At 68.2% G+C, this 14,383-nt stretch carries 14 protein-coding genes, 2 tRNA genes and 1 pseudogene; 6 read left to right on the top strand and 11 right to left on the bottom strand.

Annotation, left to right across the window (positions count from 1 at the left end):
• The first annotated feature begins 100 nt into the window (after positions 1-100).
• Positions 101-772 carry a hypothetical protein gene (locus tag ASG37_RS13605; protein ID WP_156349209.1) on the top strand — a complete coding sequence of 224 codons (672 nt, stop codon included), beginning with the start codon at positions 101-103 and terminating at the stop codon, positions 770-772.
• A gap of 63 nt (positions 773-835) precedes the next feature.
• Here ASG37_RS13605 and ASG37_RS18095 read toward each other — a convergent pair whose 3' ends face one another.
• From ASG37_RS18095 to hisS, 5 genes and pseudogenes are all read right to left on the bottom strand, one after another.
• A complete protein-coding gene (locus tag ASG37_RS18095) occupies positions 836-1,069 on the bottom strand; it encodes a hypothetical protein (protein WP_235514997.1) in 234 nt (77 codons plus the stop codon).
• 504 nt (positions 1,070-1,573) lie between these two features.
• A pseudogene (locus tag ASG37_RS18100) lies at positions 1,574-1,756 on the bottom strand (DUF4167 domain-containing protein); the annotation flags it as partial.
• A 244-nt stretch (positions 1,757-2,000) separates the two neighbouring features.
• Positions 2,001-2,819: a peptide chain release factor N(5)-glutamine methyltransferase gene (prmC, locus tag ASG37_RS13615; RefSeq protein WP_055761247.1), complete on the bottom strand. Its 819-nt coding sequence runs from the start codon at positions 2,817-2,819 to the stop codon at positions 2,001-2,003.
• 246 nt (positions 2,820-3,065) lie between these two features.
• The gene (gene prfA, locus ASG37_RS13620; RefSeq protein WP_055761250.1) at positions 3,066-4,139 is read right to left on the bottom strand and encodes a peptide chain release factor 1; all 1,074 of its coding nucleotides are present in this window, start codon (positions 4,137-4,139) and stop codon (positions 3,066-3,068) included.
• Positions 4,136-5,434, bottom strand: coding sequence for a histidine--tRNA ligase (hisS, locus tag ASG37_RS13625; protein WP_055761252.1), 1,299 nt, complete (start codon positions 5,432-5,434; stop codon positions 4,136-4,138). Before hisS ends, prfA begins: the two co-directional genes overlap by 4 nt.
• A 113-nt stretch (positions 5,435-5,547) precedes the next feature.
• On the opposite strand from hisS, the gene ASG37_RS13630 reads away from it, so the two are divergent.
• Positions 5,548-5,621: transfer RNA gene (locus ASG37_RS13630), tRNA-Gly, on the top strand.
• 10 nt (positions 5,622-5,631) lie between these two features.
• Here the strand turns inward: ASG37_RS13630 and ASG37_RS13635 are convergent.
• Positions 5,632-5,985, bottom strand: coding sequence for a YnfA family protein (locus ASG37_RS13635; protein WP_162233478.1), 354 nt, complete (start codon positions 5,983-5,985; stop codon positions 5,632-5,634).
• Between the two features lie 12 nt (positions 5,986-5,997).
• Positions 5,998-6,084, bottom strand: a tRNA-Tyr gene (locus tag ASG37_RS13640).
• Positions 6,085-6,221: 137 nt separating this feature from the next.
• Between ASG37_RS13640 and ASG37_RS13645 the strand changes: the two genes are divergently transcribed.
• Entirely contained in the window at positions 6,222-7,817 is a 1,596-nt protein-coding gene (locus tag ASG37_RS13645) for a M20/M25/M40 family metallo-hydrolase (protein ID WP_055761254.1), read from the top strand.
• A 1-nt stretch (position 7,818) separates the two neighbouring features.
• A complete protein-coding gene (rlmB, locus tag ASG37_RS13650) occupies positions 7,819-8,568 on the top strand; it encodes a 23S rRNA (guanosine(2251)-2'-O)-methyltransferase RlmB (protein WP_055761257.1) in 750 nt (249 codons plus the stop codon).
• A gap of 106 nt (positions 8,569-8,674) precedes the next feature.
• Here the strand turns inward: rlmB and ASG37_RS13655 are convergent, their stop codons facing one another.
• The gene (locus ASG37_RS13655; protein WP_055761261.1) at positions 8,675-8,992 is read right to left on the bottom strand and encodes a 2Fe-2S iron-sulfur cluster-binding protein; all 318 of its coding nucleotides are present in this window, start codon (positions 8,990-8,992) and stop codon (positions 8,675-8,677) included.
• Positions 8,993-9,054: 62 nt separating this feature from the next.
• On the opposite strand from ASG37_RS13655, the gene ASG37_RS13660 reads away from it, so the two are divergent.
• Together ASG37_RS13660 and ASG37_RS13665 are read left to right on the top strand one after the other, a co-directional pair.
• Positions 9,055-9,699 (top strand): DNA-3-methyladenine glycosylase family protein, encoded by a 645-nt coding sequence (locus tag ASG37_RS13660; protein ID WP_055761592.1) that lies wholly within the window; start codon positions 9,055-9,057, stop codon positions 9,697-9,699.
• A 625-nt stretch (positions 9,700-10,324) separates the two neighbouring features.
• The gene (locus ASG37_RS13665; protein ID WP_055761594.1) at positions 10,325-10,966 is read left to right on the top strand and encodes a TMEM175 family protein; all 642 of its coding nucleotides are present in this window, start codon (positions 10,325-10,327) and stop codon (positions 10,964-10,966) included.
• A gap of 25 nt (positions 10,967-10,991) precedes the next feature.
• On the opposite strand, the gene ASG37_RS13670 is transcribed toward ASG37_RS13665, so the two are convergent.
• The 3 genes from ASG37_RS13670 to ASG37_RS13680 all read right to left on the bottom strand — a co-directional run bounded on the left by ASG37_RS13670 (position 10,992) and on the right by ASG37_RS13680 (position 14,306).
• A complete protein-coding gene (locus tag ASG37_RS13670) occupies positions 10,992-11,306 on the bottom strand; it encodes a hypothetical protein (protein WP_055761264.1) in 315 nt (104 codons plus the stop codon).
• Entirely contained in the window at positions 11,303-12,967 is a 1,665-nt protein-coding gene (gene recN / locus ASG37_RS13675; RefSeq protein ID WP_055761267.1) for a DNA repair protein RecN, read from the bottom strand. Before recN ends, ASG37_RS13670 begins: the two co-directional genes overlap by 4 nt.
• A 376-nt stretch (positions 12,968-13,343) precedes the next feature.
• A complete protein-coding gene (locus tag ASG37_RS13680; RefSeq protein WP_055761270.1) occupies positions 13,344-14,306 on the bottom strand; it encodes an outer membrane protein assembly factor BamD in 963 nt (320 codons plus the stop codon).
• Positions 14,307-14,383 lie beyond the last annotated feature (77 nt).

The raw sequence follows: 14,383 nt of genomic DNA on the forward strand, positions 1-14,383 counted from the left end.
GGGCGGGACACGGCAGCGTGTCCCGCCCCTTTTGCGTTGGTGGCTGGCCGTCACACCCTGACGATGGCATGCTCAGCCCCGACAGGGATAGGAGAGCAGGATGCGGGTCGGCCTTGGTTGTCTGATCGCGTTATCGGCTATCGGTAGCGGCTGCGCGGCCGGATCGTCGCCATCCAGCATCGGAACGGCAATCTATGTTCCGCCGGTGCGGCTGGGAGGAACGGGCAGCGTCATGTTCCTGCCGGCTTCGCAGCCGGCCATCGCGAGTGCCGACGAAGCGATCATCCGCGCGGCGTTGAAGCATGTTGCCGCTCTCGGCCAATGCGTCACGCCGATGCTTGCTCTTCCTCCGTTCGGTGAGCTGGGCGATATGGCGCGACAGGCGGCCGCACCGATCGCCCGGATACCGGCCGCAGCCGACCCGGTCCGGTCACGATCAGGATCGTGGTACGACATGGCGGGCAGACCCATCGATCCGCGGACGGCGGCGCGGATCGATCATGGGATCGCCATGATCGTTGCAGCGATACCGGGCGAGAGCGCCAGCGCCCCGCTTCTCATCCTGCCGGCGTGGCTGGGACATGGTCAGTCGATCGGCAACGACACCTGCGACCAGGTCCGGCTGTCACGGCCAGCCCGGTACGGAACGCTTGCGTTCGTCTCTGTCGACCTTCGCCGGGATCGCCGCGACAGTCAGGGAGGGTTGCTGGCGTTCGACGGGACTGGCGGACGATGGCGTGTCATCGCACAACAAACCCTCTGGATCACCTGATACGAAACGGCCCGCACCGCGCGAGCGGTACGGGCCGTTGCCGATAGTCGTGTCGCTCGCGCCTCAGGCGGCGGGCGGCACGACCTCTTCCTTCACGCGGGTGATCCGGCGGCGGCGGGGCCGTTCGGCACCGTCATCAGGCGTCGAGAGTGCTGGCGGCAGGCGATCCGCGTCGATCGATGGCGCGGCTTCGGCCGGAACTGCTTCGAGCGGGGCGGCTTCGGCCCGGACGCGCGGGGTGCGGCGACGGACCGGCTTGGCCTCGTCCGGTTGGGTGGCGACGACGGGTTCGGGCACGACGTTTTCCTGCGTGCCGACCTCGCCCTCTACCGCGCGGACTTCACCCGCACCGGGGATGGTACGCGGCGTATCGCGGCGGATGCGTTCGCGCTGCGGACGCTCCTCACGGGCCGGGCGATCGTCGCGTGCGGCACGCTCTTCGCGCGGCGCACGGTCTTCGCGAGGGGCGCGATCGTCGCGCTGGACGCGCGGCTGGCGCTCTTCGCGCTGGCCGCGATCGTCGCGGTTGCCACGGTCATCGCGCTGGCCGCGTTCCTCACGATTGCCGCGATCGTCACGCTGGCCGCGCTCTTCGCGATTGCCGCGATCGTCGCGCTGGCGATCGTCGCGGCTGCCGCGTTCCTGCTGGCCGCCGTCGGCGTTATCGCCGTCGAACTCGAAATCATCGTCCTCGCCGCCGTCGAAGTCGTCGCGCACGCGGCGCTGTTCCTCGACCCGCGACCGGCCCGCTTCGAGCACGCGAAAATAGTGATCGGCGAACTGGAGATAATATTCGGTGTTCACCCGGTCGCCGGCGCGTTGCGCATCGGCGGCAAGGTTCTTGTATTTCTCGAGCAGTTGCGCGGCATTGCCACGCGCGCGATTGTCGATACGATTGCCGGTTTCACGCGAATTGCCGCCGCCGCTTCCCGGCTGGCGCTGGCCACCGCGACCGCGACGGCGGCCGGCCTGACGATTGTTCATCAAGGGTTGGTTGTCCTGTCCTTACCTGTCCGTCGATCTCGCGATCCCGGGTGCGAGCAAATCCGCGAGGCGATGCGCAAAGGCACCGTCCGCCTGCCATGGCCGCGGGACGGCGGCGCACATGACGATGGAAGGAGCCCTGCCCGCTATCAACGACGTGGTCGATGGTGCCTGCCCCGCCATCGGTCTTAGCGGGTGCAACCTGCTTCTCCAAGCGGAAAGATGGGGCGCGCCGCCGTTCGGTTCAACCCGCAAGGATGCAGCGCGGCCGGCCGCCCAGATCGCGGACCAGCGTCGCCGACAGCCCGGCGGCGCGGACCAGCGTGGCGACCGCCTCGCCTTGGGTATGGCCGATCTCGATCGCAGCGATGCCCCCTTGTGCCAGCAGGCGCGGAAGATCGGGCACGATGCGCCGGTAGTCGTCGAGCCCGTCGTAACCGGCGAACAGCGCCTCGCCCGGTTCGTGACCGACGACCTCGTGCGGAAGCGATTCGCCGGTGCCGATATAGGGCGGGTTGGCGAGGATCAGGTCGTAGCGACCGTCGATGCCGGCGGTCCAGTCGCCCTGTCGCCACTCGGCCCGATCGCTCATGCCCAGCGCCGCGCCGTTGCGCCGGGCATAGTCGAGCGCGGCCGGCGAGGCATCGACGCCGAGGCCGGTGGCGCCCGGCCATTCGGCGAGCGCCGCGAGTAGCAGCGTGCCGGGGCCGGTGCCGAGGTCGAGGATGCGTTGCGGTGTGCGGGTGACGAAGTGGCCCAGCGCCGCCTCGATCAGCGTCTCGCTGTCGGCGCGGGGGACGAGGACGCCGGGGCCGACGAGCAGGTCGATCGTCCAGAACGCGCGGCTGCCGGTGATATAGGCGACCGGTTCATGAGTCAGGCGGCGGTCGACCAAGTCCTCGAACCCCTCGGGGATGGGGTCGTCCAGCCTCGTCAGCAGCATCGCCTCGCGCGTGCAGCCGAGCGCGTGGGCGGCGAGGAGTTCGGCTTCGAGACGGGGGGAGTCGGAGACTTCGGCGATGCGCGCCGTCGCCTGGGTCAGCGCCTGGCGGAGCGTGGTCATGGAATCACGCGAAGGCGCGAAGGCGCAAAGAAGAAAGAGATTGTTCGCGCAGAGGCGCAGAGGCGCGGAGGGGTTGCGCGTCGAGCTACGTTCCGCGCCGTCAGGCACTGTTCCCTTTGGTCAACATGACGGTGGCGGTAGATCGCTGCGCGATCGGCAGGCGCACTCTCTCCGCGCCTCTGCGCCTCTGCGCGAAACCATCCTTCCTTCTTCTTCGCGACCTTCGCGCCTTCGCGTGAACGCAAATCACCCATCCAGCGTCGCCAGCCGCTCCGCCTCGTCCTGCGCGATCAGTGCGCCGAGCAGTTCCTCCATCTCGCCTTCCAGAATTTCGGGCAAACGGTGGAGCGTCAGGTTGATGCGGTGGTCGGTCACGCGCCCCTGCGGGAAATTATAGGTGCGGATGCGCTCCGACCGGTCGCCCGATCCGACCATCGAGCGGCGCGTGCCGGCGCGCTCGTCGGCCAGCCGCGCGCGTTCGGCTTCGTAGAGGCGGGTGCGCAGGACTTTCAGCGCCTTGGCCTTGTTCTTGTGCTGCGATTTTTCGTCCTGCTGGATCACGACGAGGCCGGTGGGCAGATGGGTGATGCGCACCGCCGAATCGGTGGTGTTGACCGACTGGCCGCCCGGCCCCGACGAGCGATAGACGTCGATGCGCAGGTCGCGCGCCTCGTCGATCTGGACGTCGACTTCCTCGGCTTCGGGGAGCACCGCGACGGTCGCGGCGCTGGTGTGGATGCGGCCGCCGCTTTCGGTCGCGGGCACGCGCTGGACACGGTGGACGCCGCTTTCGAACTTCAGGCGCGCGAACACGCCCGCGCCGGTGACACTGGCGACGACTTCCTTATAGCCGCCCGCGTCGGATACCGAGGCCGAGATCAGCTCGATCCGCCAGCCGCGATTGTCGGCATAACGCTGGTACATGCGGAACAGGTCGCCGGCGAACAGCGCGGCTTCGTCGCCGCCGGTGCCGGCGCGGATTTCGAGCATCGCCGCGCGTTCGTCGGCCGCGTCGCGCGGCAGCAGCGCCAGCGCCAGCGCACGTTCGGCCGATTCGAGCTGCCCGCGATTAGCGTGGAGTTCCTCGATCGCCATCGCGCGCATGTCGTCGTCGGCGTCCTGCGTCATGTGCGTCAGGCTCTCGCTCTCGGCGCGCAGCCGGCGTACCTCGCCTGCCGCCGCCGCGACGGGTTCGAGTTCGGCATATTCTTTCGATACCGCGACGAAGCGATCGCCGGGCAGGTCGCCGGTCGCCATCTGCGCGGCGAGTTCGTCACGGCGCGCCTCGATCTGGGCGATGCGTTCGGGGGCGATGGTCATGGGTTATTGAAGCCCGCACTAGCCATGTCCCATCCGAAACGCTCTCCTAGCGCGTCCCGAACGAGAGCGTTAACTCTTCTCTGTTCGTAGTTTCGTGAGTCTGACCGAAAATGGCTTATACTCAAAACCGATTGCACTTCTGAATCATGGCGAATGAACAGCACTGCGCCCGTCTTTTCTCTTTTGGCAACTTCGATCCGACGCTTGGCGGTTCCTCGATACCCGAGAACACTCGAAACTCCTGCTCGGCGCAACATAGCGACTGCTTCAATCGCATCCTTTTCGAGTTCAGGCTTATCCGGTACGACTGTGACGGTGGGGTAAACCTCTTCCGGCTCCTCCAGCAACATCGCCAGTCGCTCGATCCCCGCTGCCCAGCCCACACCCGGCGTCGCCGGACCGCCGAGCGATTCGATCAGACCGTCGTAGCGCCCACCCGCCAAGACGGTCCCCTGCGCGCCCAGCCGGTCGGTGACAAATTCGAACGCGGTGTGGCGGTAATAGTCCAATCCGCGCACCAGCCGGTCGTTGCGGGTCCACTGCACCCCCGCCGCGTCGAGCCCGCCGGTGACGGCGGCGAAGAAGTCCGCTGCCTCCGCCGTCAGGAACGAATCGATCCCCGGCGCCGAATCGGCGATCGGCCGGTCGCGCGGGTCCTTCGAATCGAGGATGCGCATCGGATTCTTGTCGAGGCGTTTCAGGCTGTCTTCGGACAGGTCGGCGCGGTGCCCCTCGAAATGCTCGACCAGTGCGGCGCGCCATGCGTCGCGCGTCTCGGCATCGCCCAGCGTGTTGAGCTGCAACGTCACGCCATCGGCGATACCCAGTTCCTTGAGCAACTGGTCGGCCATCGCCAGCAGCTCGACATCGGCCATCGGCTCGGCCGCGCCGATCACCTCAGCGTCGATCTGGTGGAACTGGCGATAGCGGCCCTTTTGCGGGCGTTCGTAGCGGAACACCGGGCCGTGCGTCGCGAGCTTGAGCGGCGCATATTGCTGCCAGCCTTCGGTCAGGTACGCGCGGGCGATGCCGGCGGTGAATTCGGGGCGCAGCGTCAGCGAATCGCCGCCGCGATCCTCGAACGAATACATCTCCTTCGACACGACGTCGGTCGTCTCGCCGAGCGAGCGGGCGAAGACGGCGGTCGATTCAAATACCGGCACCTCGACCCGCGAAAAGCAATAGAGGCGGCGTACGCGCTCGAAGGTTTGGGCGACATGGGTGAAGCGCCGCTCGAAATTGCCGAAAATGTCCTGGGTGCCCCGGACGGGGCGCGGGGTGGTGATCTTTGCCATTATGCCGCGCGATTTATGGCGTCCGCCGCGCGAACGCCAGCGTTTCCACGCGGCTCTGCGCGCGACCGGTTGACCCCGGCGATATGGGTGTGGCAGGGACAGGTTTCGCGCGGGCGGGTATAGTACAATGGTAGTACAGCAGCCTTCCAAGCTGAATACACGGGTTCGATTCCCGTTACCCGCTCCAGCGCCCTCCCCTATCGTGGTCCGAACAGGATCACCGCGCAGCCGGTGAGGCACAGCCCCGCACCGACTACATCGAACCGGTCGGGCACCAGCCCCTCGACCCACCAACCCCACAGCACCGCGCCCAGCACATAGACACCGCCATAGGCCGCATAGGCGCGCCCCGCCCCGGCGGTGTCGCTCTGCGCCAGCACCCATGCGAAGCCAGCGAGCGCCGCCATGCCGGGTAGCAGCCACCAGACCGACCGGTCGAGCCGCCACCATGCCCACATGGCGAAGCAGCCGCCGATTTCGAGCAGCGCGGCGATAACGAAGAGAATGGGGGTCGGGATTATCTTGCTTCCCGCGAAGCACCGCCGCGCCAAATGCGCGGGCGGTGGTGGACAGGGCTGGATTCGAACCAGCGTACGGGAAACCCGGGCAGATTTACAGTCTGCTGCCTTTAACCACTCGGCCACCTGTCCAGCCGCCACCTGAACGGGTCAGCCGTTCAAGCGAGCGCGCCCATTGCCGTCCCGGCGCGGCGCTGTCAACGGCTTGCGCCATATTCATGGGCAACTTAGCGTCGCCGGCATCTATTTTTCATGAGGGAATCCCGAGTTTGCGCCCCATCCTGCTGGCAAGCTGCCTGATCGCCGCCCCCCTCGCCGCCCAAAGCGTCGACCGCGATGCTGTGAACCGCATCCTCGACGAAGGCACCACCCGGACTCAGGTGATGCCGATCGCCGAGCACCTGACCGATCGCATCGGCCCGCGCCTGCCCAATTCGCCGCAGATGCGCGAGGCGGAGCGCTGGACGCAGGCTAAGTTCCGCGAATGGGGCCTGACCACCACCGCCGAGGGGTTCGAGTTCGGCCGGGGCTGGACGATCGAGCGGTCGAGCGTGCGGATGGTTACGCCGCGCGTGATCGCGCTGACCGCGATCCCGATCGCGTGGACGCCGGGCACCGACGGCCCGGTGGCGGCACCAGTGATCGTCGCGCCGATCGCCGAGGAAAAGGATTTCGCCGACTGGCGCGGCAAGTTGCGCGGCAAGGTGGTGATGGTGTCGCGGCCGGGCACCGGGTCAGAACCGACCGAGCCCGCCTTCCGCCGGCTGACCGGCGAGGATCTGGCCAAGGCCGATAGCTGGCGCGAGCCGGAATATGATCCGGCCGACACCGATCGTCGCGCCAAGCGGCTCGACTTCGCGCAGAAGCTCGATGCGTTTCTGAAGGCCGAAGGGGCAGTGGCGATGGCGACGATGTCGTCGCGCGACGGCAAGCTGCTGCATGGGTCGGGCTATCTCTTCACCCGCGCGGCTGCCCCCACCGTGCCGGCGGTCGAGATCGCGGCGGAGGATTACCGCCGGCTCGCGCGCCTTGCGGTCAGCGGCCCCGCGCCGACGATCGAGATCGACAGCAAGGTCCGCTTCGACGACAGCGATCCCACCGCCTACAACATCATCGCCGATCTGCCGGGTAGCGACGCACAGGCCGGGTACGTCATGGCCGGCGCGCATTTCGATAGCTGGGTCGCGGGCGACGGCGCGGTCGACAATGCGGCGGGCACCGCCGTGGTGATGGAGGCGGCGCGTATCCTGTCGGCGCTCAAGGTCCGGCCGAAGCGCACCATCCGCTTCGCGCTGTGGAATGCCGAGGAACAGGGACTGCTCGGCAGCCTCGCCTATGTCGAACGGCATATCGCGACGCGGCCCGAGCCGGCGGCTGGCCGGGACGGCGGTCTCGCGCGCTTCTATGGCTGGACCAGCCGCTTCCCGATCACGAAGAAGCCCGGCTATGACGCGATGACCGCCTATTTCAACATCGACAATGGATCGGGCAAGATTCGCGGGATCAACGCCGAGAACAATGTCGCCGCCGTGCCGACGCTGCGAGAGTGGCTCAGCCCGTTCGCGTCGATGGGGGCGACGACCGTCGCCAACCGCCGCACCGGCTCCACCGATCATTATTTCTTCCAGTCGGTCGGCCTGCAGGGGTATCAGTTCATTCAGGACCCGCTCGACTATGGCAGCCGCTTGCACCATACGAGCATCGATACCTTCGATCACATCAAGGGGCCGGACATGCGGCAGAACGCGATCATCCTCGCGTCGCTGCTGCTGAGCGCCGCCAATGCCGAGCGGCCGCTGCCGCGCCCGCCGCTCCCCACCCAACCGGTCGCCACCGACCCCTATGCTATTCCTGAGAAAGACTAACATGGCCCGCAAAGGACACCGCCCGAGCAAGGCATCGCCGCAACGCCCGCGTTTCTGGGGCCGCCACGCCGCCTTCGCCGCGCTGGACAATCCCGAACGCACCATCCGCAAGATCTGGTGTACGCACGAGATGGGCGCGAGCCTGGTGCTGCCCGAGGGCGTGCCGGTGGTCTATGCCGAGGTCGCCGATCTGGCCCGCCTCGTCCCCGCCGATGCGCCGCATCAGGGGATCGTGGTAGAGGCCGATCCGCTGGAGGACATCTGGCTCGCCGACCTGATCGAACAGGGGCGCGACGACGACCGGCCGATCCTGTTGCTCGATCAGGTGACGGACCCGCACAATGTCGGCGCGATCCTGCGGTCGGCCGCCGCGTTCGACTGCCTCGGCATCGTCACGCAGGACCGGCATGCCCCGCCCGAATCGGGGACGGTCGCGCGCTCCGCATCGGGCGCGCTGGAAAGCGTGCCATGGGTGCGGGTGGTGAACCTGTCGCGCGCGCTGGTCGAACTGGGCGAGGCGGGATATTGGCGCGTCGGGCTGACCGGCCATACCGAGACGCTGCTGAGCGATGCGCTGGGGCCGAAGCGCATCGCGCTGGTCGTCGGGGCAGAGGGCGAGGGGATGCGGCAGAATACCGAGGCGCACTGCGACATCCTCGCCAAGCTGCCGATTTCGGACCGGGTCGAGAGCCTGAACGTGTCGAACGCGGCGGCGATCGCGTTGTATGCGATGGCGACGCACGGGGGGTGATCCACGCGACGTGGGCAAAGCCCACGTCGTCGGCCGGGGCTTTGCCCCGCCGGCCGCGCTTGGAGGGCTGCGAAATAGCGGCGCTATTTCGTCTGCCTCCGGCGCGTCAGTCCTCCGGGGCGATCTGGACCCGCAGCCCGTCGAGCGCGTCCTCGAACGGGATCTGGCAGGCGAGGCGCGAGGTCGGGCCACGGTCGTCGACCGAATCGAGCAGGTCGTCCTCGTCGCGGGTCATCGGCGGCAGGCGGTCGAGGAACGCCGGGTCGACATGGACGTGGCAGGTCGCGCATGAACAGCACCCGCCGCAGATCGCCAGCATCTCGTCGAAGCCGTGGTCCTTGATGACTTCCATCACCGACAGGCCAGCCTCTCCGTCCACGGTTCGTTCTTCCCCTGCGCGGGTGACGACGGTAAGCCTCGGCATCGTTTCATCTCCTGATCGCACGCCCCATGCCGGGCGCTCCGATCGATTGCAAGGAAGCCGCCATGGGCCTTTCCGCCGAACAGTTGCGGACCTCGCTGGATGCCATGGCCGCGATCGAGCCGGCGTTCGCGAAGGCGTTGGCCTATGCCGGCTATCCCGAGCCGCGCATCCGCGAGCGGGGCTATGCGACGCTGCTGCGCACGATCGTCGGCCAGCAGGTCAGCTACAAGGCGGCCGATTCGGTGTGGGCGAAGCTTTCGGCGATGCTCGGCGACCCTACCGATCCGACGCGGATCGTCGCGGCGAGCGACGAGGAGCTGCGCGCCGCCGGGCTGTCGCGGCAGAAGGCAAGCTATGCCCGCAGTCTGGCCAACGAGGTCATCAGCGGGCAGCTCGACCTCGCCCATCTGCCGGAGGATGACGAGGAAGCGATCGCCGCGCTGGTGCGGGTGAAGGGCATCGGGCGGTGGTCGGCCGAAATCTATTTGTTGTTCGCCGAGGGGCGGACCGATGTGTGGCCGGCGGGCGACCTTGCGGTGCAGGTGGAGATCGGGCGGATCATGGGGTTGCCCGAGCGGCCGAGCGAGAAGGATATTCGGGTGCTGGCAGAGGCTTGGCGGCCGCATCGTAGTGCGGTGACGGTGTTTGCGTGGCATCATTATATGTTCGATCCGGCGACGGGTGACGCGAAGAACAGTGCGATCTGACGCGCCGACCGAGACGTAGCGAAGCTACGTCGAGCGGCCCAAGGCGCGTCCGGCCGGCGGCGCGTAAAGCGCCGTCCGACGACACGGGCTTTGCCCGTGGCGGAGCCTGTTGCAGCGCCCAAATCTCCCCCAAAGTTTACAAAGTTTACACTAACGACGCGCCGGGCAAGGCGTAGCGAAGCTACGTCGAGCGGCCCAAGGCGCGTCCGGCCGGCGGCGCGTAAAGCGCCGTCCGACGACGCGGGCTTTGCCCGTGGCGGGACCTGTTGCAGCGCTCGATTCCCCCCAAAATTGACAAAGTTTACACTCGTGACGTGTTTGTTGCGAACTGTTCTCAACCCGATGCGGACAGGATAAGAAGATTTGGTTCGCGCGGAGGCGCGGAGGGGTCACGCGCTCTGATGGGTTGCGCGCGCCCGCGGCCTGGCGTTCGGTTCGGATGCGGTTGTCAAAGAGCGGCGCACAGCATGGCGGGTCGGCGGCGTGTAGGACACCGGCAATGGCAGACAGTCCGACGAAGCGGTCGCGACCGGCGACGCGCAGGCGACGATCGCCACCCGGATGCTGTCCGATCGCTTGCCTTCGCCGTCGCAACCGGTGAAGGAGAGGCGACCGGGGGGTGACGATGACCAACGACCGTGAACATGCCAAGCTCGAACGACTGACCTTCTTTTCAGATGCCGTGTTCGCCATTGCGATGACGCTGCTGGTGATCGAGGTACGGCTGCCCGAACTGCACGTCGTCAGCGACCACTCGCTCGCGCAGGCGCTGCTGCACCTGCTGCCGAACTATATCGGCTTCATCATCAGTTTCCTCGTCATCGGCCGGTTCTGGACCGGGCATCACCGGTTGATGGGGATGATCGATACCGCCGACCCGGCGCTGGTCCGCGCCAATCTGCTGCTGTTGATGGCAATCGCGTTCATGCCGTTTCCGACCGCCATCCTCAGCGATTATTCGCTGCTGCGCGTCGCGATCGGCTTCTACACCGCCTATCTGTTGGTCGTCGGGCTGGTGAATATCTGGGTCATTCGAACCGCGTTGCGGCACCAGTCGCAGGGAAACCCCGCCGTGGCTGAGGACGCCCGCCTGCTCCGACGGTCGATGTGGTCGCCGCTGGTGATCGCTGCAACGGGATTTGCGGCAGGCATGGTATCGCCGGGGATCGGCCTTGTCGCCATGGTCGTAGTCACGCCATTCGTGCTGCTACTGGTGAACCGGATCGGCAATCGACCTGCCGGACCGGCGCCAGCGGAACAGGCTTGACCGAGATTCCCGCCACCTGGCGCGGCTACTGCCCGGCCCACCACGCGGCATAGGGCGTGTTCTCCACCTTGTGGCGGTTCCAGTCGGGGGCGCCGTCGTTCCACCATGGCTCGCCGCGTTCGCCCAGCGCCACCTTGGCCGCCTGTACTGCGTCGCGGGCCTGCCGCACCGCCGCTTCGTCGCCTGCGCGCTGGCCCGCGCCGACCGCGCGGCGGGCGTTCATCAGGGCTTTCACCAGTTCGGCGCGGCGGTCGTCGGTAAGGTCGGGGCGGGCGGCGCGCCACAGCACGCCCTTTACGACGATGTAGCGGTCGTCTGGCGTGCGTGGCGGTGCGGTCACGCCGGTTCGAGGAGGCGGAGCGCCTGCGCGCGGGCCTCGTCGGTGATCTCGGCGCCCGAGAGCATCCGCGCGATTTCCTCGCGGCGTTCGTCGTTCGACAGCGGGCGGACGCCGGTGCGGGTGACGGTGCCGTCGTGACGCTTGGCGATCAGCAGGTGACGGTTGCCGCGCGCGGCGACCTGCGGGCTGTGCGTCACCACCAGCAATTGCTTGGCGGTGGCGAGGCGGGCGAGGCGCTCGCCGATCGCCGAGGCGACCGCGCCGCCGACACCGCGATCGATCTCGTCGAAGATCATCGTCGCCGCCCCGCCCTCTTCGGCGAGCGCGACCTTCAAGGCGAGGATGAAGCGCGAGAGTTCGCCGCCGGACGCGATCTTGGCGAGCGGAGCGAAGGGCGCGCCGGGGTTGGTCGCGATCTCGAACTCCACCCGGTCGCGGCCCGCCGCCGACCATTGGCCCTCGTCGAGCGAGACGACGACGCTGCGGAACTTCGCCGATCCCAGTTTGAGCGGGTCGAGCTCGCCCGCCACCGCCTTGTCGAGTCGTTTCGCGGCGGCGACGCGGGCATTGCCGACGCGGTCGGCGCGTTTCACATAGGTTTCGCGCGCCTGCGCGACCCGCGCCTCAAGCTTGCCGATCCCGGCCTCGCCCGATTCGAGCAGCGCGAGGCGTGCGGCGAGATCGCCGGCGAGACCGGCCAGATCGTCGGGCTGGACGCGGTGCTTGCGCGCGGCACCACGCAGCGCGAACAGCCGGGCCTCGTCCTCCTCCAGCGCGCCGGCGTCATAGGCGAGCGCGTCGCTCGCTTCGCGCAGCGCTACGGCGGCGGCCTCCGCCTCGATCAGCGCGCGGTCGACGGCGGCGAGCGATTCGCCGAGTGCCGGATGCGCGTCGGCGATGCGTTCGAGGCCGCGCGCCGCTTGCCGGAGGACCGAGAGCGCGCCCTGTGCGCCCTCCAGCCGGTCGTCGACCTGGGTGAGATCGCCCGCGACCTTTTCGGCGCGCTGCATGTCGCGGCGGCGTTCGGCCAGCGTCGCCTCCTCGCCCGATTCGGGGGCCAGCGCGGTCAGTTCGGCGACGGCATGTTCGAGCCAGTCGCGGTCGCGCTGCGCCACCTCGATCTCGGCACGGGCGGCGGCGAGCGCGGCGTCGGCGGTGCGCCAGTCGCGATAGGCCTGCACGACGGAGGCGGTGTCGATCCGGCCGAAGCCGTCGAGCAGCGCGCGGTGGCCACGCGGGTTGAGCAGGCCGCGATCGTCGTGCTGGCCGTGGATCTCGACCAGATGCGGGGCAAGGTCGCGCAACAGCCCGGCGGAGGCCGGCTGGTCGTTGACGAAGGCGCGGCTGCCGCCGTCGGCCTTGACGATGCGGCGGATGATGAGCGGCTCGCCGGCTTCGAGGTCGAGGCCGTTGTCGTCGAACAGTTTGGCGACCGGGCCGCCGGGCGCGGGGACGGCGAAGGTGGCGGTGACGGCGGCCTGTTTCGCGCCGTGGCGGACCAGCGCGGTATCGCCGCGACCGCCGAGCGCCAAGCCGAGCGCGTCGAGCAGGATCGACTTGCCCGCCCCGGTTTCGCCGGTCAGCACGCCAAGGCCGTGCGCGAAATCGAGGTCGAGTGCCTCGATCAGCACCACGTCGCGGATGGAAAGGGCAATCAGCATCGCGCCGCCACCCTTACGCCAAGAACAGTCCAAGAACAAATGGCTTTGTGGGCGGTGGTGAAGCGGTGTGGCCCCGAGCCATCGCGCAGCGCGCGCCGGGCGGGGTCGGCAGATAGTACCACATTACTGGCGGGGGGGGTGGTCGTTTCCGGGCTCGCGGGCCGCCTGCCGATCGTCACCCCGGACTTGTTCCGGGGTCCACCACGCCGCAGACGGTGTCACTTGCGCCTCAAATCGCACCGATCGCCGCACCGTAGACCCCGGAACAAGTCCGGGGTGACGGCAGGGGGTATCGCAGTCGATCGGCCCAAAAACTACCGGGCGGTAGCGTGTGACATGGGCCGCCCGGGATGCCCCGTCCTCCCCCAAGCCGTCGTCAGTTGCCGCTGGTGGGTCCGTTGGGCGAGGGGGTGCTGGCCGGTGGCGTCGCGGGCGGGGTGGTGGTGCCGACCGGCGGGGCGATCGTCGCATCGGGGGCATCGCCCGGTTCGACCGTTACCGTGCCCTTGAGCGGCGGGGGCGGCGGGGCGGTGCGGATCGGGATCGGCTTGGGCGGCGGCGGGGTCTTGTCGCCGATCAGGTCATAGGCGCGCTGATACCAGTCGGTGCCGGGATAGTTGGCGCCGAGTACGGCCGCCGACTTCTTGGCCTCGCCAGGGACGCCCAGCGCGAGATAGGTTTCGGTGAGGCGCATCAGCGCTTCGGGCGCGTGGGTCGTCGTCTGATACTGGTCGACCACCGAGCGGAAGCGGACCTGCGCGGCGAGCCACTGGCCACGCTGCTGATAGAAGCGGCCGATCTCCATTTCCTTGCCCGCCAAGTGATCGCGCACGAGGTCGAGCTTGAGCCGGGCATCGGCGGCGTAGGGCGTGGAGGGATAGCGGCGCGAGAGTTCGCCGAGCGAATCCATCGCCTGCATCGTGATCTTCTGATCGCGGGTCACGTCGCTGATCTGTTCGTAATAGCTCAGCGCGATGAGATAATAGGCATAGGGCGCGTCGCGGTTGCCGGGGTGGACCGACAGGAAGCGCTGCGCGCCGGCGATCGCCTTGGTATAATCGGCGTCGAGATAATAGCTGAACGCGCCCATCAACTGCGCGCGGCGTGCCCAGACCGAATAGGGGTGCTGACGCTCGACCTCGTCGAACAGCGCGGCGGCGACCTTGTACTGCCGCCGGTCGAGCCGGCTCTTGGCGGCGGTGTAGAGCGTGCCCACGTCGCGCGCGACATAGGGCAGGTCGCGCCCGGCGCCGGCCCCGCCCCGGGCACAGCCCGACAGGCCGGCACCGGCGATGGCGACGAGGACGAGCGCGGAGGCGCGGAACGGAACGATACGCATGGGCTAGGCTTCTACTGCGCAAGGGGTAGCGCGAACAGTCCCTTTCGCGCATGGGGCACAGCGACCCATAGCCCCCC

The sequence above is a fragment of the Sphingomonas sp. Leaf407 genome, assembly GCF_001425385.1.
Taxonomy (GTDB): domain Bacteria; phylum Pseudomonadota; class Alphaproteobacteria; order Sphingomonadales; family Sphingomonadaceae; genus Sphingomonas.

Coding starts and splice junctions, on each gene's coding strand:
- ASG37_RS13605 (WP_156349209.1), top strand. CDS start 101: ATGCGGGTCGGCCTTGGTTGTCTGATCGCGTTATCGGCTATCGGTAGC.
- prmC (WP_055761247.1), bottom strand. CDS start 2,819: ATGACCACGCTCCGCCAGGCGCTGACCCAGGCGACGGCGCGCATCGCC.
- prfA (WP_055761250.1), bottom strand. CDS start 4,139: ATGACCATCGCCCCCGAACGCATCGCCCAGATCGAGGCGCGCCGTGAC.
- hisS (WP_055761252.1), bottom strand. CDS start 5,434: ATGGCAAAGATCACCACCCCGCGCCCCGTCCGGGGCACCCAGGACATT.
- rlmB (WP_055761257.1), top strand. CDS start 7,819: ATGGCCCGCAAAGGACACCGCCCGAGCAAGGCATCGCCGCAACGCCCG.
- ASG37_RS13655 (WP_055761261.1), bottom strand. CDS start 8,992: ATGCCGAGGCTTACCGTCGTCACCCGCGCAGGGGAAGAACGAACCGTG.
- ASG37_RS13660 (WP_055761592.1), top strand. CDS start 9,055: ATGGGCCTTTCCGCCGAACAGTTGCGGACCTCGCTGGATGCCATGGCC.
- ASG37_RS13665 (WP_055761594.1), top strand. CDS start 10,325: ATGACCAACGACCGTGAACATGCCAAGCTCGAACGACTGACCTTCTTT.
- recN (WP_055761267.1), bottom strand. CDS start 12,967: ATGCTGATTGCCCTTTCCATCCGCGACGTGGTGCTGATCGAGGCACTC.
- ASG37_RS13680 (WP_055761270.1), bottom strand. CDS start 14,306: ATGCGTATCGTTCCGTTCCGCGCCTCCGCGCTCGTCCTCGTCGCCATC.